Raw genomic sequence first — 25,329 nt, 5'->3', positions numbered from 1 at the left:
GTTGATCTCATCGGTGACCACACCAGAACCTGAGGTCGACGCCAGCGACCTGCCCCTGCGGCGCAGCGAGGACACACGAGTCCGCTGCTACAGCAGCCAATTCGCTGATGTGATGGAGATGCGGGCCCCCGCCAAAACAGTGGCGGCCTACCTCGATCGCCACGAAGGTTGGTTCCGCCGTTGCGCGGCGCCCATGGAGGTCAACAGCCTGGGACAAAACGGCTATCGGCTCACCCTCGGCCGCTTCGGCAACTTTGGCTTCGAAGTGGAACCGACGATTGGCCTTGAGCTCCTGCCTCAAAGTCAAGGGGTCTACCGCATTTGCACAGTGCCGCCCGAGCAGTTCCAACCGGGCCTGCGGGACCTGTATGACGTGGAGTTCAATGCAGCCCTCCGCCTGGAAGAGCAAAACGCCGAGATCCCCCAGACCGATGTGCGCTGGGAACTAGACCTCAGCGTCTGGATCAAGCTCCCGGCGGTGATTGGCCTCCTGCCCGAGAGCCTGGTTCAGAGCAGCGGAGACCATCTATTACGTCAGATCGTGCGCCAAATCTCCAGGCGCCTGACCTGGAAAGTCCAAGAGGACTTCCACGCCACCCATGGGCTGGACTGCCCGCCAAGACGGCGGGCCCAGTTCTGATCAAGCGGGGCGGTTTTCCCAGATCTTGTTGAGGATCTGCATCCCGCTCACGGCTTGCCAAAGAAACAGGGTGAAGACACCCATGTTCAGCATCACGTGCAGCTTGCGGGCGATCAGATTGCCCTGCTGCATCAGCGGGGACAGGGCAGCCGCCATCGCGAGTCCGCAGGTCATGGCGATGCCCACAAGCAGGTGAGGGCCGACGAACAGCTTGCCGTTGTTCAAGTAGGTGACGGCCATGCCGCCAAAAGTGCCCAGCACCATCACCGCCAAGACGGCACTGCCATAGAGGTAATGGCGTTTCGCGAACTGCCCCTTGATCAGGGTCTTACGCGCTTCGGCATCAGCGGTACGCGTTTTCTTGGCCTTGATGCCAAGGAACATCGCGTAGCCGCTCAGAGCCAGCAGGCCCCACATGGCCAGCGGGTGCAGGAAGTTGAGATTGAAGGCGAGAGCTTCCGGCATGGAGCGCTGGCGTGGTGGACGGACCGCGCGACGCTAGATCAGTGCAGGAAATGGCGGCGGCCCGTGGTGACCATCGCCAGGCCCAACTCGTCGCAGGCGGCAATCGAATCCGCGTCGCGGACGCTGCCCCCGGGCTGAATCACGGCCGTGATGCCGTACTGGGCCGCCAAGCGAACGGTGTCATCGAAGGGGAAGAAGCCATCGCTGGCCAGTACGGCTCCACGGGCCTTGTCCCCAGCGGTCTCCAGGGCAATCTTGGCCGAACCCACGCGGTTCATCTGACCGGCGCCGATGCCGAGGCTTTGACCGCCACGGGCAACAGTGATGGCGTTGGAGCGCACGTGACGCACCAAGCGCCAACAGAAGGCCAAATCCGCCAGTTCTTGGGGGCTGGGCTGACGCTTGCTGACGACCTGCCAAGCGGTCTCGTCGACGGGCTGATCGTCCAGGTCCTGCACTAGCAGTCCACCCAGGACGCTGCGGAGTTGTTGCCGGCTGGCCCGCTCAATCGCCTCCGGTGCCAGCTCGAGCAAACGCAAATTGGCCTTCGCCGAGAGCAGCTCGCGGGCTTCCGGATCAAAGGAGGGCGCAACCACGCACTCCAGGAACAGGCTGGTCAAATGCCCTGCGGTGGCGCCATCGACGGGACCATTGATCGCAACAATGCCGCCAAACGCCGAGAGGCGATCGGCATCGAGTGCCCGCTCAATCGCATTGGCGCTGCCTCTGCCAGTGGCCACGCCGCAGGGATTGGTGTGCTTGACCACGACCGCCGCAGGCTTGAAGGCGTTGCCCCCCGCAGGCTGTCCGCCGTAGCCGAACTCGCGCACCGTGGCGAGGGCAGCCTCGAGATCAAGAATGTTGTTGTAGCTGAGCTCCTTGCCCTGAAGCTGCTCGCCCGCACCCAGGCCAGCCCCAGGCTGGGCGTACCAGGTGGCGCTTTGGTGGGGATTTTCGCCGTAGCGCAGGCTTTGGCGCGCGGGCAACTCCAGGCTGAACGTGCCGGCGCTCTGCGATGCCAGCTGCGCACTCAGCCACTGGCTGATGGCGGTGTCGTACTCCGCGGTGTGGCTGAAGGCTTCCAGGGCCAGCTGACGCCGCAGCTCAGGGCTAATCGCTCCGGCGGCCAAGGCCTTCAGAAAGGCGGGATATTGCGCCGGACTGGTCAGGACCGCCACGTCCGCATGGTTCTTGGCGGCTGCGCGCACCATCGCTGGCCCGCCGATGTCGATGTTCTCAATCGCCGCGTCCCAGCTGACATCGGGCCGAGCAATCGTCTCGCGGAAGGGATAGAGATTGACCACGACCACATCGATCGGGGCAATGCCCTGGTCAACCAGATCACTCTGGTGGGAGGACTCCGAGCGCTTTGCCAGGATTCCGCCATGAATCCGGGGGTGCAGGGTTTTCACGCGTCCCCCAAGGATCTCGGGGGCACCGGTGTGCTCAGCGACCTTGGTCACCGGAACCCCAGCGGCCGACAACGCTGCTGCCGTACCGCCGCTTGAAATCAGCTGATAACCAGCCGCCAACAGCCCCTGGGCCAAGGGCACCAGCCCTTCCTTATTGGACACGCTGAGCAGGGCCGTGGGCGCCATGGCGATGCAGAGGTCGGCAGAAGGTCCAACCTACGCAGGAGCAGCTCCCGGATCCGCCCATGACCAGCCATCCCGACCAGCTCCAACTCGGGCCTGAGAACGCGCAACAGCGACTCGTTCTGCTGCACGGCTGGGGAGCCGATGCCGATGACCTCCTGGATCTCGGAGAACTGCTCGTCAACCCAGAGACCAGTGTTGTCGCCCTGCGGGCGCCAGAGGCCCACCCCTACGGGAGCGGACGGCAGTGGTACGACCTGCAGCCCATCAATTGGGACGCCCTGCCCGCAGCACGCTCCGGCCTCCAAGCCCGGCTTCTCGCCCTCGCCGAGAGCGTCCCCCTCGAGCGGACCGTGCTGCTGGGGTTCTCCCAGGGCGCAGCCATGGCCCTTGACGTCGGTACAGCACTGCCCTTGGCCGGCATCGCCGCCTGCAGCGGCTACCCCCATCAAGGCTGGCAAGCGCCGTCTGCTTGCCCCCCCGTGCTCCTGACCCATGGCCGCCAGGATCCGGTGGTGCCGTTCATGGCCAGCGAAGAACTGCTGCAGCAACTCCAAGCCAGCGGACAGTCAGCGCAACTGCTGGCCTTTGACGGCGGCCATGGCATCGATGAATCGCTCTTCCCTGAGCTCAAACGCTTCATCACTGAACGGATCGCGCCCAGCCAAGGCCTGCCTCAGTGAGCAACAAAAAAGCCGGCCCCATCGGGAGGCCGGCTGATGCCCTTCTGAAAGCAGAGTCTGAGAATCAGACGAAGGCGTATTCGTACTCTTCCATTTCTTCCCAGTCGTCGGCGGCCATCGCCTCGAGACCAGCAAAGAGGTTGTCTTCGCCAATGCGATCGACGATCTCACGCAGGGAAGGGAAGAGGAAGTGGTTCTCCTCGGCGTATTGGGCACTAAACAGACCTTTTTCGCCCCAGAAGAAGCGGTCCGTGGTGTGCTCGTTGCGACGCACGTTCACCAGAGCGGGAGGAACGATCCCTGACTCGGCGATGTAGCGACGGGCAGCCGTCACAGGCTTGTATTCACCGGTCTCGATGTTGTGAACACCGACATGGGCCAGGACTCGCTGGCCAGCAAGCCGGCGGCGGCTGATGCGCTTGCGCTTTTTGGACATGGTTCAGGAACCCCGAAGGGCGGAGGGGACGAAGAGACGAAGGCAAGAGACCTTCAACAACGCCCAAACGTCTGACAGCCCAAACTGACAGCAAAGCGAGCGTTGGCGTTCAACCAGCAAAGAGACGTGTCTCTCCTGCTGTAACCTCGATGCAACAAAGTTGCAACCAAAGGCAGAAGCCATCGCCGTGCTGCCTGCGTCAGGCCGCTCGGTATTGGTCGATACCCAAAATCTTAAGACTTTTTCTCGGATTTGAACCAAGTCTCCGAAAAAAAGTTCCGTTTAAGGCCGTGGACCACCACCAGAACGCCGCCTAGATGCAAGTCTCCAAGCGGTTTCTCGCGCTGCTGAAACAGCAACTTGCCCAATTCGCAGATCGTCCTGATCTGCGGTCATTGGTGGTGTACGTGGCCCTCCCCAGCGCCAGTGGAGAACCCTCCCTGCTCTCGATTGGCGGCTGGCCCAAGCAGGTCTTGGCCCTCGAAAGCGATGCCAGTAGGCCATCGCCAGACGAGCGCAGTACGCGCCGTTGGCTCGCCCTGCGCGATGGGCCGCTCCTGCTTGGAGCCCTGCGAATCGACACCGACTGCTGGCCCTGGCCCACGCCCCTGAGTGATCGGCTAGAAGCAACAGCGCTCTGCCTCACCGAAGCGCTCAAGCTCGATCTGGAGCAACAACGACTCGGCCGTCAACTGGCCCTTCGGGACGACCAGCTCAAGCTGCTGGTCCATCAACTGCGCAATCCCCTGGCGGCCCTGCGCACCTTTGGACAACTGCTCAGGCGTCGCCTCGATGGCGATAGCGCCAATCAAGCGTTGGTGGACAACCTGCTGAGCGAGCAGCACCAGATCAATCGCTATCTCGAAGCGATCGATCAACTCACCCAAACTCCGCTGCTGCCCCCCGCCCAACACGGCCTGCAACCGCTGCTGCTGCCGCCAGCCTTCAGCAGTGAGGACCTGCACTCCCTCAACCAAGTGCTGGAGCCCTTGCTGGAGCGCGCCGCTGGAACCGCCGCCCTGCAAGGCCGGCGCTGGGTGCCGCCTGGAGAGCTTCCGACGCAAGCGTGCAATGCCGCGGCCGTCTCCGAAATCGTGGCCAACCTGCTGGAGAACGCCTTCCGCTACAGCCGCCCTGGTGGCGGCGTCGGCCTGGTTTGTCAGGAGCAGGGCGATCAGCTCGTCCTAGCGGTTTGGGACGAAGGGCCCGAAATCCCCAGCGCCGAACGGGAGCAGATCTTCCGCAAAGGGGAACGGGGCAGCACCGGCCTTGCCTTCGACGGCAGCGGTCTGGGGCTGGCGCTCGGCCGGGACCTCGCGGAACGCATCGGCGGTGCACTGGAGCTACGGGTGCCGCCCTCCGGTCTCGATCCCAAATTGCCCAGCGCTGGCAATGCCTTCCAACTCAGCCTGCCGAAACGGCCAACAGCAACAGGATCCAGCTAAGGCTCCACTCCACGCAGGCGCCGTAGCTGTCGCCGCTGTGACCGCCCAAGCGCCGGCCCAACACCCAAGGAATCAGCATGGCCGGCAACACACCGAGCCAGCCCAACCCAGCCCATGGACTGTGGCCGAGTCCCAGCAGCAGGCCGCTGAGGGCAAAAGCCAACAGCAACGAGGGCACCAATTCAGCCAGCAGACCCTGCCAATGGCGCAGGTGAAAAGCCGCCGTGCCCTCGCTCTGGCGCAGATAGGGAAACCACTGCATCGCAAACAGCGGTGAAACCCGCGCCCAAACCGAAGCCCAGACCAGGGCGAAAGGCGCCAAGGAGCCAAGCCAGGCCAACGCCGCAGCGCGCAGCAAGAGAGCCACCACCAGCGCCTGGACCCCGCTCGCCCCGACCCTGCTGTCGTCCATGGCCTCCAGACGGCGTTCAGCAGGGGCGGCCAAGCCATCGGCCGTATCCATCAGCCCATCGAGATGCAGCCCGCCGCTCAGACTGATGCCCAGGGTCAAGACCAGGGGGATCTGCACCAGCGGACCCGCGGGCGCGAGCAGCTGCCACAGCGCTGCCTCCAACAGCCCAATCGCCAGACCCACCCAAGGGGCAAAGCGGGCAATGCGCTCAAAGCGCGGCGTGACCCCGGGCAGCAGCGGAAGGACGCTGTAAAAAATCCAGGCTCCAGCCCAATCCCTGAGCATGCAGGCGGCCAGCAACGATGGGGCTAGATGATCCTGCCGCCTCGATGAGCTTCCACTTCGAGATCACGGCCCGCTGCACGCGCACCGCCGCCCGTTGCGGCTGCTTTCACACCCCCCATGGCGTCGTTACCACCCCGCGCTTCATGCCCGTGGGGACGCTGGCCACGGTGAAGGGCGTCACGCCGGCGCAACTCAAAGCGACAGGGGCGGAGATGGTGCTCTCCAACACCTTCCACCTGCACCTGCAACCCGGTGAGCAGATCGTGGCCGACGGCGGCGGCTTGCACCGCTTCATGGCCTGGGACGGGCCAATGCTCACCGACTCCGGCGGCTTTCAGGTCTTCAGCCTGGGAGACATCAACACCATCAACGACCGCGGCGTGGTCTTTCGCTCCCCGCGCGATGGGGCCCGGATCGATCTCACCCCAGAGCGATCCATGGCGATCCAAATGGCCCTGGGGGCCGATGTGGCAATGGCCTTTGACCAGTGCCCGCCCTATCCCGCCACTGAAAGCGAGGTGGAGACCGCCTGCCGCCGCACCCATGCCTGGCTGGAGCGCTGCATCACGAGCCACACCAAGGACGATCAGGCTCTATTCGGGATCGTGCAGGGGGGCTGCTTCCCGCACCTACGCGAAGAATCGGCACGCGTCATCAGCGCCATGGGACTGCCAGGCATCGCCGTCGGTGGCGTGAGCGTGGGCGAGCCCGCCGAAGAAATGCACCGGATCGTGCGCCAGGTCGGCCCCTTATTGCCCGATGACAAGCCCCACTACCTGATGGGCGTTGGCACCCTCCCTGAAATGGCCATCGCCGTGGCCAATGGCTTCGATCTCTTTGATTGCGTGCTGCCCACCCGCCTGGGACGCCACGGAGCGGCCCTCGTGGGCGGCGAGCGCTGGAACTTGAAAAACGCCCGCTTCCGCCATGACCACAGCCCACTGGATCCCAGCTGCAGCTGCCCGGCCTGCACGGTCCACAGCCGCGCCTACCTCCACCATCTGATCAAAACGGATGAACTGCTCGGAAAGATCCTGCTCAGCCTGCACAACATCACCCAACTGGTGCGCTTCAGCACAGCGATGGGACAGGCCATCCGTGACGGCTGTTTTTCAGAGGATTTCGCTCCGTGGGAACCAGCCTCTCCGGCCGCCCACACGTGGTAGTTTCCGTCCCTAGCCAACGACGAAACCAGGATGGCCGCCTACGCCCTGCAGACCCTGGCCCAGCTGCCCGAGGCCTACCAAGCCTTCGGTCCTCTGATTGACATCCTGCCGATCATTCCCCTGTTCTTCCTGCTGCTGGCCTTTGTCTGGCAAGCCTCCGTCGGCTTCCGCTGATCCCCGGCTGAGCAGTTGAGAGAAACAAAAAAGCGGTGGGGGCCCATTGGGTCTCCACCGCTTTTTGATGGCCATCCGGGATTAGCCCCGGCGCAAGACGGCCCAGGCAAATTCCGGTAAAGCCAACATCCGGCGCCAACGGCTGGGCTCTTGAACGAGGCGATACAGCCATTCGATCTGCAGACGGCACATCCACTGGGGAGCACGCTGTTTCGCGCCCGACCAGACGTCAAAACTGCCGCCCACTCCCATCCAGAGGCCCGGCTGACCAGCATGCATGCGCTGGATCCAAGTCTCTTGGCGCGGCACACCCAAAGCCGCCAGCACCAGATCCGGCCTGGCCTCGCGGAGTTGCTGCTCAATGCCGGGCCACTGATCCGGGCTTTGATAGCCGTGGACACTGAACTGCAGGTTCAGGCCGGGAATCTCTTTTTTCAGCCGGGCCGAGACCAGCGCCATCACCTCGGGACTGGCCCCCACCAAAGCAACACGCCAGCTGCGGGACGCCGCCTCGACCAGGAGCTGACGGGCGAGCTCAATGCCTGGGCTGCGGCGCACCCGGTAACCCTGGCGCTTGAGGGCCCAGACCACACCGGCACCATCAGGAATCACCAGATCCGCCGCCGCGATCGCCCCACCTAGGGCGGGATCGGCCAGGGCCGACATCGTCATCTCGGCGTTCAAGGTGACGATCTGACCGCCCCCCCGCTGCTTCAAAGCCAGGGCTGCTTCGAGCACATCGGCGGCCACGGCCACCTGCACACCCAAGACCTGGGCGGTCTCCCAGGCGGGCTGATCAAACGCATTGGGGCTGGCGGGAGTCGCCATTGATGCCGTCGTGGATAGGCCGCACGGGAGAATCTATGGCTGGCCTTCAGGCAGTGCTCGCCCATGACCCTCAGCAGCGCCCCGGTTGCGAACAGCGCCGCACCGCTGCAGCTGAGTGCCGCTGAGGCTTGGCAGCGCCTCCAAGAACTGGACCGTCAGATCGATCAGGTGGTGCTGCAGCGCCAACACCCGATCACTGGCCTGCTCCCCGCCAGCACCGCCAACAACGTCCACGGCAACTACGGCGATGCCTGGGTGCGGGACTGCGTCTACTCGATCCAATGCGTCTGGGGCCTCGCCCTGGCCCATCGGCGCCTGAGTGGCGACACCACCCGCGTCTACGAGCTGGAGCAGCGGGTGCTGCAACTGATGCGGGGCCTACTCAACGCGATGCTGCGCCAGGCCCACAAGGTCGAACGCTTCAAGCAGACCCTCTCCCCGCTCGATTGCCTGCACGCGAAGTACGACACGGGCAGTGGCGATCCGGTGGTCCCCGATGACGGCTGGGGGCACCTACAGCTCGATGCCACGGCACTATTCCTGCTGCAGCTCGCCCAGCTGACCCGTTCGGGACTGGTGGTGGTTCAAACGAGCCACGAACGGGACTTCCTGCAAAACCTCGTCTATTACGTGGCTCGCGCCTACCGGGTGCGCGATTACGGCATCTGGGAGCGCGGGGACAAAGGCAACCACGGCCTGCCAGAGCGCAACGCCAGCTCCATTGGTCTGGTTAAGGCTGCCCTCGAGGCCCTGGAAGGCCTGGATCTCTATGGCCCCCACGGAAATGGTCAGTGCCACCTGCACATTCCCCACGACGCCATCGTGCGGCTGCGGCGCGCCCTCAGCGGCCTGTTGCCCCGGGAATCAGCCAGCAAAGAAGTCGATGCGGCCTGCCTCTCGGTGATTGGCTACCCGGCCTGGGCCGTAGAAGACAGCGCCCTTGTGGAACGCACGCGCGAAAAGATCCGCACCGAATTGGGCGGGCCCTACGGCTACAAGCGCTTCCGCCGGGACGGTCACCAGACCGTCGTCGAGGACCACAACCGACTGCACTACGAACGGGAGGAACTGGCCCAGTTCGAGCACATCGAATGCGAGTGGCCCCTGTTCCTGGCCTATGAGCTGATCACGGCCTGCTGCGAAGAACGCTGGAGTGAGGCCTGGAGCTGGCGGGAGCGGCTGCGCAAGGTTGCCGTCGAAGTGGACGGCATCGAGCTACTGCCAGAGGTCTATGTAGTGCCGAAAGCCAGCATCGACGCCGAGCGCAAACAACCGGGAAGCCAGGAGCGCATTGCCAACGACAACGTTCCACTGCTCTGGACGCAAAGCCTGACCTGGCTCAGCGACCTGATGCTGCTGGGCCTACTGGAGCCGCAGCAACTGGACCCCAGCGAACGGCGCCGCAGCCGCAGTCTGGGGGCGCCTCAGGTCCTGGTGAGTTTCGTACCCGCACGCGAGCACATCGCAGCGGCCCTGGAGCAGTCGGGACTGGCCGTCAGCCGCCCAGGGCCCAGCAACATCGCCAGTTCCCAAGAGCTCGGCCGGCGGATGGCCCAGGTAGGCGCCAATGCGCGACTGGGCCTGAGCGGTCATCCGCGGCTGCGCATGGAGACCATGGCCACCGCCCGGCTCTACCGCCAAGACGGCCAAACCCTGGCCTTTTTGCCAGCGGTGCTGGAGGAGGACACCTTTTATCTCTCCGATGACCCCGAGCAACTGGTGGATGCGGTCACCAACGAAATCAGTCAGTTGCAACGCCACTGGCGCGGAAGCGGGCTACCGCTGCTGCTGATCCCTGTCGAAGAAGGTCCCTTCCAGCGCAGCCCTGAAACCTTCCTGCGTCTTGGGGAGACCCTGCGGAGCGGCGTGCTGGGTGGAACCGCCGTGCAACTCGGCAGCTTGGAGGACCTGGCCAACCAAGCTTGCTGGGCGGAACTGCCCCATGCGCAACCGGAGGCTGCCGTCAGCGCAGCCCAGCCCAGCCAAGGACTGCAGAGCAGCGGCCTGGACAAACCGCTGACCGCCGAACAAGAGCAAGAGCTGGAGGAATCCAGCCTGGATGCGCTGCTGGAGCGGCTCTGGCAAAGCGCCTCCCTCCAAGAGCAAGCCGAGCTGCTGGAACTGCTGGTGCGCCGGCTCGGCCTCTCGGCCGTCCTGACCGGACCCAAGGGCAATGCAACACCCAAGGCCCTGCTGGAGGAGGCCTACCGCCGCGCCCTCAAGGATGGGGACTGGAACGTGGTGCGGCGCTGCGCTGGAGTCCTGGGTTTGGTTCATCCCCAGCTTGAAGATGCCCTCACCGATCTCTTGGTGCGCCAGAAACAGGTCGTGGTGGGGCGCAACTACACCAACGACTCCCTGATCACCCAGCCCCTCAGCAGCAAGGCGATTGCAGCCATGATCCGCCTCTACAGCGGCGAGGACAGCCGCGAATGGGTGCTGCAGCAGGAACTCCTGCTCGCCCTCGATGGCCTGGCCCGACGTGATCCCGCCTTACTCAGCGGCAGCCTGACCCTGCAGCTGGGACAACTGCTGCTGCTGCTCACCAGTGAAGTGGCCGGGGAGCAGAACCTCTCACCGAGTGAAGCCTTCGAGGCGCTCTGCGACACGCCGCCCCACGCCATCGGACGGCGGCTCAAGCAGGTGCTCAGCGATGTGGAGCACGCCAAGGCCGCCCTGCAACGCAAGGAGCAACTGCACCTCAGTGGCCGGGTGAGCTGGGAGGCTCCTGAACCCTTGGAGGAGCTCGAAAAGGGCGAAAACTGGCTGAAACACCGGGAGCGCATGGGTGCACTGCAGAACGTGCCCCGGGACTTCCACCCCGGAATCTGGAGCCTGCTGCACCACTGCCGCGGCCTGGTCATCGGCGACAAGCTCGAGCGCCGCAACCGGCTCGAGAGCGCGCCGCTGCTCAAGGAGAAGACTCCCGGCGAGCGCAACTTTGCGGTCCACGTCGAGCACCTGCTCAGCAAGATTGAGGCGCCCGAATACCGCCGCCTCTGCATCGAGACCCTGGTCACCCTGATTGCCTTCGTCGATGCCAACCCGGAGGTCAGCGTCGCTGACGACCTGGTGCTGGATGTGGTGATTGGCCACGCGGTCCGCGTCGGCTGGCAGCAGCGCCATCCGGAGACCGATCCCGCGGAGTACGGCAGCCACAAAGGCGATGCCTGGGATGCCTTCTATCGCGCCTCACCAGCTGAATGCCGCCGCTGGCAGCTGCTGGCGCTGAAAGAACTGGCGGAGATGGCCTGAGTTAGATCGGCTCCGGCAGGGTCATGCAGATGTTGGCCTGCTCGACGCACTGCTCGATCAGATCAGCCAGCAGCAGGGCCCGCGACGCCTGAGGGCCGTCGACGGCGGGCTTCTCCTCACCGCGAACGCACTGGAGGAAATGCTCCAGCTCAGCGACCAGGGGGTCCACCGGCGAGGTGCTGACCTCTTCGATGAATCCATCGTTGCGATACAGCAATTCACCGTGGTCAGCGCTGAAGGACTGGTGGGTCCGCCGGTGGATCTGCAGGCTGCGGTTGAGGAAATCGGTCTCCACCAGGGCGCTGCGGCAGTGAGCAGAAAGGCTGCGGATCTTGCGATGCGCCATCTTGCTTGCGGTCAGGCTGGCGACCACACCATTGGCAAAGCCCAAGGTGGCATTGACGTAATCGATCGGACCATCGGCGCTGCGGCCGCCGGCGGCGGCAAGGCGAATAACGGGGGCCTGCGCCAGTTCCAGTACCAAATCGATGTCATGGATCATGAGATCCAGCACCACCGAGACGTCATTGGCGCGGTCCGGGTTGGGGCTGTGGCGGCGGGCCTCCAGCACCACGACCTCCTCGCCAGCCACCACCTTGACCAACTCGCGGAAGGCTGGGTTAAAGCGCTCGATGTGCCCCACCTGCAGCAGACGGCCGGAGGATTTCGCCGCTCGAATCAGATCGGAGGCCTCGTCTTGGGTGGCTGCGATCGGCTTCTCGATCAGAACGTGCACGCCCGCGTCAAAGCAGGTCATGCCGACGCGGTGGTGCAGGAGCGTCGGCACCGCGATGCAAACCGCCTCGACTTCCTTCAGCAGCTCGGCGTAATCCCCAAACCAGCGGCAGCCAAACTGCTCGACCGCAAGCTGACCGCGATGGGGGTCTGGGTCAGCAACCCCGACAAGCTCTGCATCCTTGAGCAGGCTGAGCACCCGGGCGTGGTGCCAGCCCATGTTTCCGATCCCGATGACCCCAACGCGGACTGGCTTCATGGCGTTGGTGTTCCGGCGCAGTAATTATCAGGGATCAAAGGTCGTCATCGCTGACGGGCTCTGCCAAACGGCGACTGATCTCTACACGGTCAATCCGGGGACCATCCATCGCGAGGACCTCAAATTGATGCCCCTTCCAGAACACACTTTCTCCGGGTGAAGGGATGTGCTGCAGGCGCTCCAAGAGGAAGCCGGCGAGTGTGTGATGTTCGTCGGATTCAGGCAACTGGAGGTTGAGCTCCCTGTTCAGCTCATAAATCTCCAGATCTCCGGCTACCAGCCAGCTGTCGTCCTGGAGCTGCTGGAGGTACTCCTCGGGATTTTCGGGATCCTCCTCTTCGCCGACGATCTCGCTGGTGAAGTCGGAGATCGTGACCAGACCCTCGGTGCCTCCGTGCTCATCCACCACCAGCAGTAGCGGTTGACCACTGCGAATCAAGGGCAGCAATTCAGCGACTGGCGTGGTCTCTTGAACCTTGGTGACCGGGGTGACATAGGGAGCCAACGGTGTGTCGCGCTGCAGAAGTCCCTTGGCAATCGGTTCCGCCAAACGCCTGAGGTCCAGCACCCCGCGCACGTCATCGAGGGAACTGCCCAAGACCGGGAAGCGGGCGTGGTGGGTCGTATGGACGGCCTCCATCAGCTCACCAAAGCGCACCTCCAAAGGCAGGGTGACCATGCCCGAACGGGGGACCATCACCTCCCGCACCTGGGTATCGCGCAGAGAAAAGAGACCCTCCAACATGTCACGCTCATCGGGCATCAAGCCGGTGACGCTGTTGGACTCAATCAGGGTTTCGAGCTCACCGGCTGAGAGGGCCGGCACCAACTGATCCCAGTTGCGCGGCAAGCCCAGCAAGCGCAGCACCCCATCACCGAGACGCTCCACCACCGCCAAAAACGGCGCCAGGGTGCGAATCAGGTTCTCCAACACCGGCGCCAGCCGCAGGGCGGTGGCTTCGGGGCGATGCAAGACCCAGGCCTTAGGCACCAAGCCGCCCAAAAGAGTGGCCAAGAGCACGAGGACCGAAAAGACAGCGATGTCCCACCAGACCTGCTGACCGGCAGCAGCGGAGAGCCGTTCCGCCAGGGCGCGGCCACTCCAGCCCAGCGCCAACAGGGCCATGGCCATGCCGAGCTGCGTCGCCACCAGGGCCCGGCGCAAACGCCGCTGCAGGCGTGCCACGGCGGTCGCACCAGCGTGGCCGTCCTCCTCGAGCAGCTGCACCCGGGTCGGGCGCAGGCGAATCAGGGAAAATTCAGAGGCGGCGAAAAAGGCCAGCAGGATCAGCAGGGCCGCCGGAGCCAGAAATCGCATCGCCAAAGAATGGGGGTCGCGAGGATCGAACTCGCCTAAGGCGGATTATGAGTCCGCTGCATTCACCAGATTGCTAGACCCCCAGCGGGTGTGGTTTACCACAAGCCGCGCACGGGGGCAGAGAGGTTGCTGCAGCCGCCCTGGGGCAACCCTTGGCAGAAGCCATTGGAGACATCGGCTGTGCGCCAAGGCAGGGGGTTGCTCTGCTGATCCAGCAGCACTTGATAGGTGTTCTCGACCGCCGAGCCGTCCCAGACGATCGTCTGATCTGGGAAGCCCAGGCCCATCACCCGGTTGCCCTCGCGGCCGCCCATAGCAATGCCGAGAACATCGGTGATCTGATTCACGACGCTGACCCCACGGGCATAGGGCGCGGTGTAGCTGAAGAAGCGCTGCTCCATCAGCTCAGGGGTGGTAGTCACAGGCCCGCAGCGACTCACCTCCACCAGCGGAGAACCATCGAGGGGCGCCTCGATGCTGGTACGACAGACAACGGGGCCCGCTGAAGCAGCCGGGATCAGCGATCCCGCCGCAGCGGCAGCGATGGCGAGTGATCGGAGCAGCTGCATCCCTTAGGGCTCTGGGCTCTAGGCGCAAACTAGACAGACCGAGAGCTCGACGCCAGCGGAGTGACTACCACCGTTTCCCTGCCTTCCACCAGCACCGAACAGCGGCAACTGCTGCTGGAACTGCTGGCCACGCGGGCCTACCGCCACGGCAACTTCACCCTGGCCTCCGGTCGCACCAGCAGTCACTACGTCAACTGCAAGCCCGTCAGCCTCAGCGGATTGGGCCTCGCGCTGCTGTCGGCCCAAATGCTGGAACTGGTGGAGCCCGGCGCTGTGGCCGTCGCGGGCCTGACCCTCGGCGCCGACCCCCTGGTCAGTGGCGTGGCCCAAGCCGCGGCCTTGGCCGGTCAAGCCTTGGACGCCCTGATCGTCCGCAAGGAAGCCAAAGGCCATGGCACCGGTGCCTGGCTAGAGGGTCCCCTGCCGGAGGCGGGAAGCCGCATCACCGTGCTCGAGGACGTGGTCACCACCGGTGGCTCCTCCCTTAAAGCGGTGAAGCAGTTGCGCGAAGCGGGGTATGTGGTCGAGCGCGTCGTGACGATCGTTGATCGCCAGGAAGGTGGCCTGGCTGCCATGCAGGAGGCCGGCCTGGAGCTGCGCAGCCTGTTCCAGCTGGATGAAGTCGCAGCCGCACACCAGGCATGAGTGCAGCCAGCCGCTGGGGCACTCCCGTCAGCTTGATTCGCCTGGAGGGCAGCGACACCCGCCGCTTTCTCCACGGCCAGAGCAGTCAAGCGATTGAACTGGCCAAGCCGGGGGACTGCCTGCCGACCTGCCTAATCAGCCCCACGGCCCGAATGCGCGGCCTGGCGCTGGTCTGCGTCGATGACGCAGGCGCTGACCTGATCGTCATCGCAGGAAATGGTGAGGCCATCCGCGCCGGCCTGGATCGCGTGCTCTTCCCCGCCGACAACGTGCGGCTGGGCGCTGTTCAGCCGGCCACCCTCTGGCAGTGGCAGGGCGACGCCCAAACCGAAGACAGCGTGCTGATGCGACCTGGAGTCAACCTCGGCAGCGGTCCGAATGCCGCCGTTGTCTTGCAGCGATCTGACGAGGAGCTGCCGCCATGGCTCGCTGAGCTGCCGGAATGGTCCGGCGAACAGGTAGAAGCCAACCGCCTGCGGCATGGCCTGCCCACCGAACCCGGTGAACTGAACGACGACACCAATCCGTTTGAACTCGGACTGGCCCAGTGGGTGAGCCTGAACAAGGGTTGCTACGTGGGCCAGGAGACCCTGGCGAAACTCGCCACCTACGACGGGGTCAAGCAACAGCTGCGCTACTGGGAAACCAGTGAAGCCCTCGAGCCCGGCACAACCCTGAGCAGCGCTGGCGGCGAGCGCGCTGGTGTCGTGACCTCCTCTCAGGGCCGCCGGGGGCTCGCGCTGATCCGCCGCTCTCAGCTCGAAGCCAGCACCCTGCAGGCAGAGGGCACCGAGTTGACCATCAGCACACCCCTGGCCTTTATCGCGCCTCCAATCGGCGCTGGCGGTCAGGGCTGATCGAGAAGCCAACGGGCGACCACCCAGGTCGCGAGCGCGTCGTCGTGGTTGTAGCGGAAGATCCGGCGCAGGTTCTGGCGGGAGCCACGGCCATCGGCGCCGGCTCCGCCGAGGCGCCAGCGGCGCCACCAGAGCAGGGCCCGAGCGCCATCGACACCCTGCTGGCTCCAACGGAAGCCAAGCCAACTGGCCACCGCCTTGAGCCCGTAGCTGTTGGTGGGCATCCACCAGTGCTGGCGCAGGCGCTGATGCACGTCCAGCATCCGGGCCCGTAGGGCCTTGAGCTCCCGCTCGCGCACCCCCAAGCGTTGGCCCATCTTCACCAGGGCCAAGACCTCCGTTTCGCCGAAATGCAACACTGGCCAATCGGGATAGGCCTCGAGCAAACGCATCAGGCGCTGCCAGAGCCGCTCCTCACCGTGCTCCAGCAGGGCGAGAACCGGGTGGTAAGGCGCAGCAGAGGCCTGGGCTAGATCCGGCCAACTGCCGTCGGGATTGCGGGGCAGACGCACAAAGCCATGCAGGAAATCGTCCCGGGCATCGGGATCCGATTCGATGTCGTAGATGAGCACCCCAGGTGCCTTCGCCAATTCCGGCAGGGCCGCCAAAAGGTCGCACCGCAACGGTTCGCCCCTGGCCTGCACCTGGGCTTGGGTGACCAGCTGCGGCGCAATCTCGGCGTGCTGCTCGCCATAGGTCATCAGGCGATCCGCCAGGTCGCCTGGATCGGCCTCAGCCAGGGCACTGAGACGATCAATCCCGAGCTCCATCAACATGTCGCGCCGCTTGGCGCCGATCCCACTGACTTCGCTGAGGTGTCCCTCCGCCGCGGCCACTTGGTCACAGCTGGCCTTCCAACTGCAGAGCACGCACTTCTTGCGATCGGCCACCAAGGGAGGCGGCGTTGGCCGGCGCAGATCATCGGCCAGGCGCTCCAGCGCTTCATCCAGCTGTCGCGGCAGGTTGCCGGCCAAGGGGACGGTCTCCTGCTGCAACCCCCGGCCTGATCCCGAGAGCACCAAGGCGGTTCGAACCGGTGCCTGTTGCACCTCCGCCAGCAAACGCCCCCAAAGGGCCAGGACATAGCGGTGCTCACGCGTTGTCCGCCGTCCCGGCCGAAACAACACCGGCCGATAGCTGTGAGGCCCCCAACGGCTTTCGCCTTTGACCTTCTGGAGCAGGGGCGGGTGGGCCTCGACGCCTTCACCCTTCAGCCGCAGGCCCACCACCGCCGGCGCTCCGGCCTGGGCTGCCGCCTCACCATGGCCGGGGCGCTCAGGGAACAAGGTCGCGAAACTGCGGCGCTGCTCATCGAGCTGCAATTCGCGGTGGGACGTCCAAAGCCGCTGGTCGCCATCGCCATGGCAATCAAGCCAGGCGCGGCGCTTGCAGCGCAACCAACTGCGCAAGAGCCGGTCGTTGAGCAGGATCTGAGCTGGCACCCCCTGACGCTAGGTGGCCGCCGCAGCCTGCTAGCACGTGGATGTCGCCCCTGCCCTGCTCCGATGGCTTCAGCGCCCCTGCCCCTGGAGGCCAGCCCCATTGCCTTCGGCACCGACGGTTGGCGCGGCATCCTCGGCGTGGACATCACCGTCGAGAGACTCCTACCGGTTGCTGCCGCATCCGCCCGGGAACTGGAGTCCTCAGCACCCGCAGGACTAAACAGCCGCGAGATTGTGGTCGGCTACGACCGCCGCTTCCTCGCACCGGAACTCGCCGAAGCGATCTGCAGCGCGGTGCGCGGCGCCGACTTAGTCCCGGTGTTGGCGGAAGCACCCATCCCCACCCCTGCCGCCAGCTGGGCCGTGGTGGAACGCCAGGCCCTCGGTGCACTGGTGATCACCGCCAGCCACAACCCGCCGGAGTGGCTCGGCCTGAAAATCAAAGGCCCCTTCGGTGGTTCGGTGGAAGGGGACTTCACCAAGCGGGTGGAACTGCGGCTGCAGGCCGGCGGCATCTCAGTGCCGATCCAAGGCGAGACCCTGCGCTTTGACGCCATGGGGACCTACCTCGCGGGCCTCAAAGCCAAGGTGGACACCGCAGCTCTAAGCGCCGGACTCGAGCGCCTAGGCCTGCAGGTGATCGTCGATCCGATGCACGGCTCCGCGGCCGGTGGACTGAGCCGCCTGCTCGAAGGTGCAGTGCAAAGCGATCACCTGCGTGAGATCCGCTCCAACCGTGATCCCCTCTTTGGCGGCAACCCGCCCGAACCCCTGGCCCCCTACCTGCAGCAACTGATCGCAGAGGTGCGGGCCTCGACCCTGGCCGGCCGGCCGGCCGTGGGCATCGTCTTTGACGGCGATGGCGATCGCATTGCGGCGGTGGATGAACACGGTCGCTTCTGCAGCACCCAGCTGCTGATGCCCCTGTTCATTGATCACCTGGCCCGGGCCAAGGGGATGAGCGGTTCTGTGGTGAAAACCGTGAGCGGCTCCGATCTGATGCAACTCGTGGCGGAGGACCTGGGTCGGCCGGTGCTCGAGAAGGCGGTGGGCTTCAAATACATCGCCGCTGAGATGCTCAGCAGTGACGTGCTGGTGGGCGGCGAGGAATCAGGCGGTGTTGGCTTCGGAAGCCACCTGCCGGAGCGCGATGCCCTCTACGCGGCCTTGCTCTTAATCGAGGCGCTGGTAGAGGGGGGCCAACCCTTGGGCGTTCGCGTCAGTGCCTTGCAGGAGCGCTGCGGCGGTGCCGCGGCCTACGACCGCCTGGACCTACGCCTCAAAGACATGGCCACCCGGCAGCGGCTGGAGGACTTCCTCGCCAGCACCCCGCCAAAGGAGGTCGCCGGATCCCCTGTTCAAGAGGTGATCACCACCGACGGAGTGAAACTGCGCCTCGGCCCCAGCCACTGGCTGATGCTGCGCTTCTCCGGCACCGAGCCCCTACTGCGGCTCTATTGCGAAGCCCCGAGCGAAGCGCGTGTGGCTGAAGTGCTCTCCTGGGCGCGCCAACTGGCCGAAGCAATCTGATGAACACCCTGGTGATCGCCAGCGGCAACGCCGGCAAGGTGCGTGAGTTCGCACAACTCCTAGAGGACCTGGGCCTCGACACCCAACCCCAGCCCGAGGGAATTGAGGTGGAGGAAACCGGCGACACCTTTGCGGCCAACGCCCGCCTCAAGGCCGAGGCCGTGGCACAAGCGACAGGTCAGTGGGCCCTGGCCGACGATTCAGGCCTCAGCGTCGATGCCCTCGGCGGCGTCCCCGGAGTGCACTCAGCCCGCTACGCCGCCACCGATGCAGCACGCATTGAACGGCTCCTACAGGAGCTGAATGACGCGGGCGCCATCGACCCGGCGGCCCGTTCCGCACGCTTCACCGCCGCCTTGGCCCTCGCTGACCCCAGTGGTCGTGTGGTCCTTGAAGTGGAAGGTCACTGCCCAGGCCAAATCCTGATGGCATGCCGAGGCGATGGCGGCTTTGGCTACGACCCCGTCTTCTATGTGCCGGAAGTACAGCTCAGCTTTGCGGAGATGCCCAAAGCGCTCAAGGCCGAAGTGGGGCATCGGGGCCGCGCCTTCGCAGCCCTAAAACCCCAACTGCAGGCCCTGCTGGCTCAAGAGAGGCAGTAATCCAACGCCAGGCTCACCGAGTTACGAGGAGCCGGGGCTTCCTCTGGGTTGAAGCTGGCCGAGAGGGCGCGGTTGTAGGGCATCGGCCTTGGCCCATAGCCACCACGCTGATTAATCCGCAGCAACTGAACCCTGCGCAGCCCAAGGGCATCGGCCGTGACCTGGGCCTGGCGCTTGCCGTCGGCCAAGGCCTGGCGCATCAACTGAGCCTGCACTGTTTCCGCACTACCGCTCGCAGCCAGCGACGTGAAGCCACGCAGGCTCACCCCAGGCAAGGTGCCTGCTGCCTTGATCAGGGCGTCGTAGTTGCCCTTACTGACCTCTCCCGAGACATTGGTGCTGGCCCGCTGCCGCCGAGGCCCAGCGCTGCCGCCACCAATGGCATAGGTGCGCGGTGCAGGAATCGTCATCCGCCCGCTCACCAGTGGCGTCAAGGCTGTGCGCAACTGCTCGAGTCGGGCACTCATCTGCTCCATCGCCTCGGCCTTCTTTCCTGCCTCGGCATCAAGGCCGAGGTTGAAGCGAAAACGGTCAAAGGCGGTGGTGCCGCTTTGGCTGACCTGCAGTTGATAGAGGATGCCGCCGCAGCGATCACCACCCCCCGCCTGAGCGGGTTGGATCAACGCCAACGGTGATAAGGCAGGAATCAGGCAGAAGCCCAGGGCGGCGGATCGAGGGCTGAACATGGCTCAGGGGGATGATCACTCCTGTCTACGGGCAATCCACGAGGCAGCAACAACCGGATCAAGCCACACCTGCGACCAAATCCAACTGGCCGCTCAGATCACCCCCAGATCACCCACCGCGGGGCGCCATTGCTGCAGCGTCCACTCCACCCCGCCGCTGAGCACCATCGGGTCCTGCTGGATCAACGCTTCGGCTTCGCTGTAGTCCCCGGCCTGCAGCAACAACAACCCACCGCCGCCTGGCTGACCCTCACCATCCACCAAGTAGCCACTGCTGAGCACCTGACCTTGGCCACGCAGCTGCTCGACCCAGCGGCGATGGGCCTCGAGATGGGGTTTCATCTCGACGTAGGGCCGCAGGAAGCGCTCGGTTTTGACAAACCAAGGCATCAGGCCTGGGCCCAACTCCCATGCAGGCCGTGGGGTACTGCGAGAGGGAGCTCCAGCACCGCCACCTCCGCCAAGCTGGCTGCATCCAGGATCACCAGATCACTGGCACAGCGGGCACCGTTCCAGACCAGGCAGAGCACCGAACCGTCGTCCTCAGCCGTGGCACCGGGGCGGGGCACCATCAGTGGCTCGCTGACAAAGCCACGGGGCGCCGCGCTCCAGACCCGGCCCGCTCCGGTGCTGAGATCCAGCTTTTTGATCGCCTGCAGGGGGTCGTTGCCGCGCTCCCGCTCCGCCACGGCCATCCAGCTGTAGCGGGCCTCAAGGCCCTGCCGCTCGGGGTTGACCATCGCGAACTCGCAGGTGCGCGCTTCGAGCACCTCGGTGCTGACCGCACCGCTCTCGAGATGGATACGGCAGCGCACCAGCTGCCCCTCTGGAATCGACTCAAAGTCGACCTGGCGGAAGTCCACATCCGGACCGATCGAGGGGAAGTCGTCGTAGTAGATCGAATCCACCACCAACTCCTCGCCGTCTTCAAAGGCATTGAGGTGGTGGAAGACAAAGCCCTCGGGAGCCGGGATCTGCAGCGGCTTGCCCTCGCCGCTGCGGGGGATCAGCCAGAACTGGCCTTTCTCGCCAGGCTTCGAGCTGAGGCACTGGGCGGCACCCTTCTGGCCGATGACAAAGCCCGTCGGGTTAAAGGCGACGGCGTTCTGCAGGAAGACCGCCCAGTTCGGGGTGATCGCGAAGTCATGCAGGAAGGCAAAGCCCTTGAAGCTGTGGCGGCTATCGGCCACGAGCGCTCCGGTGCTGGAGAACTCCATCAACCGAATCGTGCTGCGGGGGCCCGCCTTCACGCCAAAGGTCACCATCCGCGCCTCACCGTGGTGGCCCGGGTCAAAGCGGGGATGGGCACTGAAGGCCTCACCGGGCTTGAGCAACCCATCCAGCCGGCTGAGGCCGCGGGTTTCCAGGGTCTCAGGGTCCAGCGCATGGGGTTCGGCGGCCTCCCACAGGGCCAACAGCTGATCTCCCAGCCGCACCACATGGGTGTTGGCGATGTTTTTCAGACGCAGGTCAAAGGCATTGGCGGCAATGCCGCCGGGCTTCTGGGTGCCAAAGACACCTCGGTAGAGAAATTTGTCCGCCTGCTCCTCGGCCTCAAAGCCCTCGGTGCGCACAAAGCGATTGCGCAGCTGGACCTGACCTCCCTCAAACCGCAGGGCGGTGATCATGCCGTCCCCGTCAAAGGGGTGATGCACCCACTGACCACCCCGCTCCAACCGGCCGGGACCATTTCGGTAAAGAGTGCCCTCAAGCTCAGCTGGAATCGCGCCCCGGGCTGCGGTCAGCGCGACGCCATCAAGCTCGACGCCAACGTTGCGGAAGGCGCTGGCCCAATCGGAGCGGTCGTAGCCGAGGGCGGGGGCGACGGTCATGGGCAAAGACGCTGAGCGACGCCGCCATCATCGCGTAACGGAGTGTTAAGCGGGCCTAGGCGCCCGCGCGCTCCAGCACGCCCTTGCTGCTGGGCACCGCTCCGGCGCGGCGCGGATCCACCTCGGTGGCCTGGCGCAGCGCCCTTGCAAACGCCTTGAAGCAGGCCTCAACGATGTGGTGTGAATTCACCCCATCCAGCTGCCGGATGTGCAGGGTGAGGCCGGAGTTATTCACCACGGCCACAAAGAACTCTTTAACCAGCTCGGTGTCGTAGCTGCCGATCTTCTGAGCGGGGATCTGCAGGCCAAAGCTCAGGTGCGGGCGGCCGCTGCAATCGAGGGCCACCTGCACCAAGGCCTCATCCAGGGGCGCCACAAAGTGACCGAAGCGATGAATCCCGCGCCGGTCACCGAGGGCCTGGGCCAGGGCCTGACCCACGGCGATCCCCACGTCCTCATTGGTGTGGTGATCGTCGATGTGGGTGTCACCCACAGCATTGATCTCCAGATCGACCAGCCCGTGGCTGCTGATCTGATGAAGCATGTGATCGAGGAAGGGCACGCCCGTGCTGGCGCTGCACTGGCCCGTGCCATCGAGGTTCAACTTGACGCGCACATCGGTTTCACCGGTGACGCGATGGATCTCGCCCGTGCGCATGGTCATGCCCTCCTCAGCTCAGTCTGCCGCTCACATGCCGGTGATGCAGTAGCCGGCGTCGACATAGATGGTCTGGCCGGTGATGCCGGAGGCCAGGTTGCTGGCGAGGAAGGCCGCGGTTCCGCCCACTTCGTCCTGGGTGACGGTGCGGTGCAGGGGAGCCTTCTCTTCGACGTTATGGATCATGTCGAGGATGCCGCCGATGGCCGAGCTGGCCAGGGTGCGGATCGGGCCGGCGCTGATGGCATTCACGCGCACCTGCTTCTCGCCCAGCTCAGCGGCCAGATAGCGAACGGAGGCTTCCAGGGCGGCCTTGGCCACGCCCATGACGTTGTAGTTGGGGATCGCGCGCTCAGCACCGAGGTAGCTGAGGGTGATCACACTGCCGCCCTCGCTGAAGAGAGGCTTGGCGTGCTTACACAGCGGTGCCAGGGAGTAGGCGCTGACTTCCAGGGCTCGGGCAAAGCCCTCGGGAGAGATGTTCGAGTAGTCACCGATCAGCTCGTCCTTACCGGCGAAGGCCAGGCAGTGCACCAGGACATCGATCTGGCCCCACTGCTCCTTGACCTTGGCGAAGACCGCTTCGATCTGAGCGGGGTCCTGCACGTTCAGGGGCTCGAACAGGGTGGGGGAAAGGGGAGCGGTCAGCTCACGCACCTTGCCTTCAAAGCGCCCCTTGTCATCAGGCAGATAGGTGACCCCGAGCTCGGCGCCAGCGGCGTGCAGCTGCTGGGCGATGCCCCAGGCGATCGACTTGTTATTGGCGATGCCGGTGACCAGGGCCTTCTTACCGCGCAGATCGAGGAGCATGAAACGAGCGCTTGCGTTGCGGTGATTCTCACCCAGAAGGCGCCAGACGCCAGGATCACTGGACCCCAAGTCGCCATCGTTGGCTAGCCCCACCCCGCGCGGAGTGCCCCTGAACTGGGAGGAGCACCCCGGTGATCTCCCTCGTCAATTCAGCGACCGCAGCGCACTCGAGTGCACGCTGCAGCAGCTCTTCCCCGAAGCCAGCGGCAGCCTCAGCCCGATCCAGGGCGGACGCAGCCAGGCGGATGCTCTCCTGCGCAGGGTCCAACCCGAGCGCTACGCCAAGGCCCGCAACTTCCTCAGCGGCCCCGTCACCCGGCTCTCGCCCTTCATCCGCCACGGGGCCATCAGCCTGGCGGAGGTGCGCGATGCCCTTTTCGCCCGCACCAAGCAGCGGCAGGCCAGCGAGAAGCTGATCAATGAGCTGGGCTGGCGGGACTACTGGCAGCGGCTCTGGAAGCAACTGGGCGATGGGATCTGGAGCAACCAGGAACCGCTCAAGACCGGCCATCACCCCGGGGCCTATGCACCGGAACTCCCCGCCGACATCACCGAAGGCCGCACGGGGCTGGCCTGCATGGATGGCTTCAGCCAGGAGCTGCAGCAGACAGGCTGGCTGCACAACCACGCCCGGATGTGGCTGGCGGCCTACGTCGTCCACTGGCGGCGCATCCGCTGGCAGGCGGGCGCCCAGTGGTTCCTGCGCCACCTCCTCGATGGGGACCCGGCCAGCAACAACCTCAGTTGGCAATGGGTGGCCAGCAGCTTCAGCCACAAGCCCTACTTCTTCAACCGCTCCAACCTGGAGCGCTACAGCGATGGCCGCTACTGCCGAGACTGCGACCTGAGCGCCAAGGGCTGTCCGTTTGAGGCCAGCTACGAGCAGCTCGAGCAGCGCCTGTTCCAGCAGCAAGCCGCGATCCGCGAGACGGGCGATCGCACGAGCCGCCGACAGCGCCCCTCGAGCTCCAAAGCCTCCGCCTTCAGCCGCCCCGCCAAGCCCAACCGATGAACAACCCGATCCTTTGGCTACACGGGGACGCGCTGGGCCCCAGCAACCCTGCCCTGTTGTCCCACCCCGGTCAGCCGGCGGTGTTCGTCTTCGACCGAGAACTGCTGCGGGGCAACAGCCCCACCACCGCCGATCCCCAGGGGGCAGCCGAGCCGGTCAGCCTGAAACGCATCGGCTTCCTCTACGAGTGCCTGCTGGAGCTCCCCGTGACCCTGCGCCAGGGGGATGTGGCCAGCGAGGTGCTGGGCTTTGCCCAAGCCCATGGCGCCGATGGCATCGTCACCAGCTCCAGCGTGGATCCCCGCGTGGGGAGCATCTGCCGCACGCTCGAGCAATCCCTGCCGGTGGTACAGCTCGAACCCACACCCTTCGTCGAGCTGGAGGAGGGAGTGAATCTGGGGCGATTTAGCCGCTACTGGCGCCAAGCCGAACGGGAGGTCTGGGCCAACTGGACGCCGCAGGCTTAAGAAGCTGCGTTTTCCTCTGGGGGACTGAGCAGGTCCCGCTCCTCGAGCATCGGGAAGGTTGGAGCCGAGACCTCAGCGGCGCTGCGGGGCGGAACCGTCCACTGCCAGCGGGCCTTGGGAGCGCGCTGACGGCAGAGCGCTTTCAGCTCCTGCCGGAGGGCCCGCTGCACGTCCTGGCGGTTGGCCGCTTCAAAAAACTCCTGACGGCTCGCCAGGCCCGTGCTGAAGGGCCTGCTGCCATTGCCGTTAAACAGTCGAGCTGGATCCACCAGCCAGCGGGGTTTGCACACGCCAGCCTCCCGGGTGTCGGTGGAGAGCCAGATGTGCAGCCCGTAGCCGTCGGGCTGATTCACCACCGCCAAGCCGTCATGAGGCTGGGCGCGCTGCAGGGGATAGATCGTCCAGGTGGCGCTGCGGTGAGCGGGCACACAACCCAGCAGAGCCAGGGCCAGGAGAGCCGCTGCGGGACGGGGCCAACCCAAGGCAGTTCAGGGCACAATCAGCCCCATTCTGGTGGCGTTGT

General features: G+C 65.2%; 27 protein-coding genes and 1 tRNA gene. 12 read left to right on the top strand and 16 right to left on the bottom strand.

The window, feature by feature from the left end; all coding sequences use genetic code 11:
* The first annotated feature begins 1 nt into the window (after position 1).
* Entirely contained in the window at positions 2 to 640 is a 639-nt protein-coding gene (locus ACXIQ9_RS09355; protein ID WP_010314473.1) for a DUF1997 domain-containing protein, read from the top strand.
* Here the strand turns inward: ACXIQ9_RS09355 and ACXIQ9_RS09350 are convergent, their stop codons facing one another.
* Together ACXIQ9_RS09350 and purH are read right to left on the bottom strand one after the other, a co-directional pair.
* Positions 641 to 1,105, bottom strand: coding sequence for a DUF4079 domain-containing protein (locus ACXIQ9_RS09350; RefSeq protein WP_010314472.1), 465 nt, complete (start codon positions 1,103 to 1,105; stop codon positions 641 to 643). It lies immediately after the preceding gene.
* Positions 1,106 to 1,143: 38 nt separating this feature from the next.
* Positions 1,144 to 2,703 carry a bifunctional phosphoribosylaminoimidazolecarboxamide formyltransferase/IMP cyclohydrolase gene (gene purH / locus ACXIQ9_RS09345; RefSeq protein WP_459016495.1) on the bottom strand — a complete coding sequence of 520 codons (1,560 nt, stop codon included), beginning with the start codon at positions 2,701 to 2,703 and terminating at the stop codon, positions 1,144 to 1,146.
* A gap of 59 nt (positions 2,704 to 2,762) precedes the next feature.
* Between purH and ACXIQ9_RS09340 the strand changes: the two genes are divergently transcribed.
* A complete protein-coding gene (locus ACXIQ9_RS09340) occupies positions 2,763 to 3,383 on the top strand; it encodes an alpha/beta hydrolase (protein ID WP_424163714.1) in 621 nt (206 codons plus the stop codon).
* A 64-nt stretch (positions 3,384 to 3,447) separates the two neighbouring features.
* On the opposite strand, the gene ACXIQ9_RS09335 is transcribed toward ACXIQ9_RS09340, so the two are convergent.
* Positions 3,448 to 3,819, bottom strand: a complete 372-nt coding sequence (locus ACXIQ9_RS09335; protein ID WP_010314468.1) for a DUF3155 domain-containing protein — start codon at positions 3,817 to 3,819, stop codon at positions 3,448 to 3,450.
* 317 nt (positions 3,820 to 4,136) lie between these two features.
* Here ACXIQ9_RS09335 and ACXIQ9_RS09330 point away from each other — a divergent pair, with 317 nt between their 5' ends.
* Positions 4,137 to 5,264, top strand: a complete 1,128-nt coding sequence (locus tag ACXIQ9_RS09330) for a sensor histidine kinase (RefSeq protein WP_459016494.1) — start codon at positions 4,137 to 4,139, stop codon at positions 5,262 to 5,264.
* Here the strand turns inward: ACXIQ9_RS09330 and ACXIQ9_RS09325 are convergent.
* A complete protein-coding gene (locus ACXIQ9_RS09325; protein ID WP_459016493.1) occupies positions 5,224 to 5,961 on the bottom strand; it encodes an adenosylcobinamide-GDP ribazoletransferase in 738 nt (245 codons plus the stop codon). The genes ACXIQ9_RS09330 and ACXIQ9_RS09325 overlap by 41 nt on opposite strands.
* 44 nt (positions 5,962 to 6,005) lie before the next feature.
* On the opposite strand from ACXIQ9_RS09325, the gene tgt reads away from it, so the two are divergent.
* Together tgt and ACXIQ9_RS09315 are read left to right on the top strand one after the other, a co-directional pair.
* The gene (gene tgt, locus ACXIQ9_RS09320; RefSeq protein WP_043705370.1) at positions 6,006 to 7,127 is read left to right on the top strand and encodes a tRNA guanosine(34) transglycosylase Tgt; all 1,122 of its coding nucleotides are present in this window, start codon (positions 6,006 to 6,008) and stop codon (positions 7,125 to 7,127) included.
* Positions 7,128 to 7,157: 30 nt separating this feature from the next.
* Positions 7,158 to 7,301, top strand: coding sequence for a photosystem II reaction center protein K (locus ACXIQ9_RS09315; RefSeq protein WP_010314460.1), 144 nt, complete (start codon positions 7,158 to 7,160; stop codon positions 7,299 to 7,301).
* 81 nt (positions 7,302 to 7,382) lie between these two features.
* On the opposite strand, the gene ACXIQ9_RS09310 is transcribed toward ACXIQ9_RS09315, so the two are convergent.
* A complete protein-coding gene (locus ACXIQ9_RS09310) occupies positions 7,383 to 8,129 on the bottom strand; it encodes a WecB/TagA/CpsF family glycosyltransferase (protein WP_459016492.1) in 747 nt (248 codons plus the stop codon).
* 63 nt (positions 8,130 to 8,192) lie between these two features.
* Between ACXIQ9_RS09310 and ACXIQ9_RS09305 the strand changes: the two genes are divergently transcribed.
* On the top strand, positions 8,193 to 11,384 hold the full coding sequence (locus ACXIQ9_RS09305) for a glycoside hydrolase family 15 protein (protein WP_459016491.1): 3,192 nt from the start codon (positions 8,193 to 8,195) through the stop codon (positions 11,382 to 11,384).
* A 1-nt stretch (position 11,385) separates the two neighbouring features.
* Here ACXIQ9_RS09305 and ACXIQ9_RS09300 read toward each other — a convergent pair whose 3' ends face one another.
* From ACXIQ9_RS09300 to ACXIQ9_RS09285, 4 genes are all read right to left on the bottom strand, one after another.
* The gene (locus tag ACXIQ9_RS09300) at positions 11,386 to 12,378 is read right to left on the bottom strand and encodes a Gfo/Idh/MocA family oxidoreductase (RefSeq protein ID WP_459016490.1); all 993 of its coding nucleotides are present in this window, start codon (positions 12,376 to 12,378) and stop codon (positions 11,386 to 11,388) included.
* A 34-nt stretch (positions 12,379 to 12,412) separates the two neighbouring features.
* Positions 12,413 to 13,696, bottom strand: coding sequence for a hemolysin family protein (locus ACXIQ9_RS09295; RefSeq protein ID WP_459016489.1), 1,284 nt, complete (start codon positions 13,694 to 13,696; stop codon positions 12,413 to 12,415).
* 10 nt (positions 13,697 to 13,706) lie between these two features.
* Positions 13,707 to 13,779, bottom strand: a tRNA-Ile gene (locus ACXIQ9_RS09290).
* Between the two features lie 12 nt (positions 13,780 to 13,791).
* Positions 13,792 to 14,265 (bottom strand): Occludin/ELL family protein, encoded by a 474-nt coding sequence (locus ACXIQ9_RS09285; protein ID WP_459016488.1) that lies wholly within the window; start codon positions 14,263 to 14,265, stop codon positions 13,792 to 13,794.
* A gap of 60 nt (positions 14,266 to 14,325) precedes the next feature.
* Between ACXIQ9_RS09285 and pyrE the strand changes: the two genes are divergently transcribed.
* Together pyrE and ygfZ are read left to right on the top strand one after the other, a co-directional pair.
* Positions 14,326 to 14,910, top strand: coding sequence for an orotate phosphoribosyltransferase (gene pyrE / locus ACXIQ9_RS09280; RefSeq protein ID WP_296416399.1), 585 nt, complete (start codon positions 14,326 to 14,328; stop codon positions 14,908 to 14,910).
* Complete coding sequence (ygfZ, locus tag ACXIQ9_RS09275) at positions 14,907 to 15,767, top strand: CAF17-like 4Fe-4S cluster assembly/insertion protein YgfZ (protein ID WP_459016487.1); 861 nt, start codon at positions 14,907 to 14,909, stop codon at positions 15,765 to 15,767. The genes pyrE and ygfZ overlap by 4 nt, the downstream gene beginning before the upstream one ends.
* On the opposite strand, the gene ACXIQ9_RS09270 is transcribed toward ygfZ, so the two are convergent.
* Complete coding sequence (locus ACXIQ9_RS09270) at positions 15,758 to 17,209, bottom strand: TM0106 family RecB-like putative nuclease (RefSeq protein ID WP_459016486.1); 1,452 nt, start codon at positions 17,207 to 17,209, stop codon at positions 15,758 to 15,760. The genes ygfZ and ACXIQ9_RS09270 overlap by 10 nt on opposite strands.
* A gap of 63 nt (positions 17,210 to 17,272) precedes the next feature.
* Here ACXIQ9_RS09270 and ACXIQ9_RS09265 point away from each other — a divergent pair, with 63 nt between their 5' ends.
* On the top strand, positions 17,273 to 18,739 hold the full coding sequence (locus ACXIQ9_RS09265; RefSeq protein WP_459016485.1) for a phosphohexomutase domain-containing protein: 1,467 nt from the start codon (positions 17,273 to 17,275) through the stop codon (positions 18,737 to 18,739).
* Positions 18,739 to 19,341: an RdgB/HAM1 family non-canonical purine NTP pyrophosphatase gene (gene rdgB / locus ACXIQ9_RS09260; RefSeq protein WP_459016484.1), complete on the top strand. Its 603-nt coding sequence runs from the start codon at positions 18,739 to 18,741 to the stop codon at positions 19,339 to 19,341. The genes ACXIQ9_RS09265 and rdgB overlap by 1 nt, the downstream gene beginning before the upstream one ends.
* On the opposite strand, the gene ACXIQ9_RS09255 is transcribed toward rdgB, so the two are convergent.
* The 5 genes from ACXIQ9_RS09255 to fabI all read right to left on the bottom strand — a co-directional run bounded on the left by ACXIQ9_RS09255 (position 19,326) and on the right by fabI (position 23,327).
* Entirely contained in the window at positions 19,326 to 20,027 is a 702-nt protein-coding gene (locus tag ACXIQ9_RS09255) for an SIMPL domain-containing protein (protein WP_459016483.1), read from the bottom strand. The genes rdgB and ACXIQ9_RS09255 overlap by 16 nt on opposite strands.
* Before the next feature lie 93 nt (positions 20,028 to 20,120).
* Positions 20,121 to 20,417, bottom strand: coding sequence for a YciI family protein (locus tag ACXIQ9_RS09250; RefSeq protein ID WP_296421615.1), 297 nt, complete (start codon positions 20,415 to 20,417; stop codon positions 20,121 to 20,123).
* Positions 20,417 to 21,859 (bottom strand): carotenoid oxygenase family protein, encoded by a 1,443-nt coding sequence (locus tag ACXIQ9_RS09245; RefSeq protein ID WP_459016482.1) that lies wholly within the window; start codon positions 21,857 to 21,859, stop codon positions 20,417 to 20,419. The genes ACXIQ9_RS09250 and ACXIQ9_RS09245 overlap by 1 nt, the downstream gene beginning before the upstream one ends.
* A gap of 55 nt (positions 21,860 to 21,914) precedes the next feature.
* Entirely contained in the window at positions 21,915 to 22,523 is a 609-nt protein-coding gene (gene hisB / locus ACXIQ9_RS09240) for an imidazoleglycerol-phosphate dehydratase HisB (RefSeq protein WP_296416814.1), read from the bottom strand.
* 24 nt (positions 22,524 to 22,547) lie between these two features.
* Positions 22,548 to 23,327 carry an enoyl-ACP reductase FabI gene (gene fabI, locus ACXIQ9_RS09235; RefSeq protein ID WP_459016481.1) on the bottom strand — a complete coding sequence of 260 codons (780 nt, stop codon included), beginning with the start codon at positions 23,325 to 23,327 and terminating at the stop codon, positions 22,548 to 22,550.
* Between the two features lie 79 nt (positions 23,328 to 23,406).
* Here fabI and ACXIQ9_RS09230 point away from each other — a divergent pair, with 79 nt between their 5' ends.
* Positions 23,407 to 24,339, top strand: coding sequence for an FAD-binding domain-containing protein (locus ACXIQ9_RS09230; RefSeq protein ID WP_459016480.1), 933 nt, complete (start codon positions 23,407 to 23,409; stop codon positions 24,337 to 24,339).
* Positions 24,336 to 24,806, top strand: coding sequence for a hypothetical protein (locus tag ACXIQ9_RS09225; protein WP_459016479.1), 471 nt, complete (start codon positions 24,336 to 24,338; stop codon positions 24,804 to 24,806). The genes ACXIQ9_RS09230 and ACXIQ9_RS09225 overlap by 4 nt, the downstream gene beginning before the upstream one ends.
* Here the strand turns inward: ACXIQ9_RS09225 and ACXIQ9_RS09220 are convergent.
* Positions 24,803 to 25,288, bottom strand: a complete 486-nt coding sequence (locus tag ACXIQ9_RS09220) for a hypothetical protein (RefSeq protein ID WP_459016478.1) — start codon at positions 25,286 to 25,288, stop codon at positions 24,803 to 24,805. The two genes, ACXIQ9_RS09225 and ACXIQ9_RS09220, sit on opposite strands and share 4 nt — an antisense overlap.
* Positions 25,289 to 25,329 lie beyond the last annotated feature (41 nt).

This window comes from Synechococcus sp. LTW-G (genome assembly GCF_054459035.1).
This window is presented reverse-complemented; position numbering and strand designations above follow the sequence as displayed.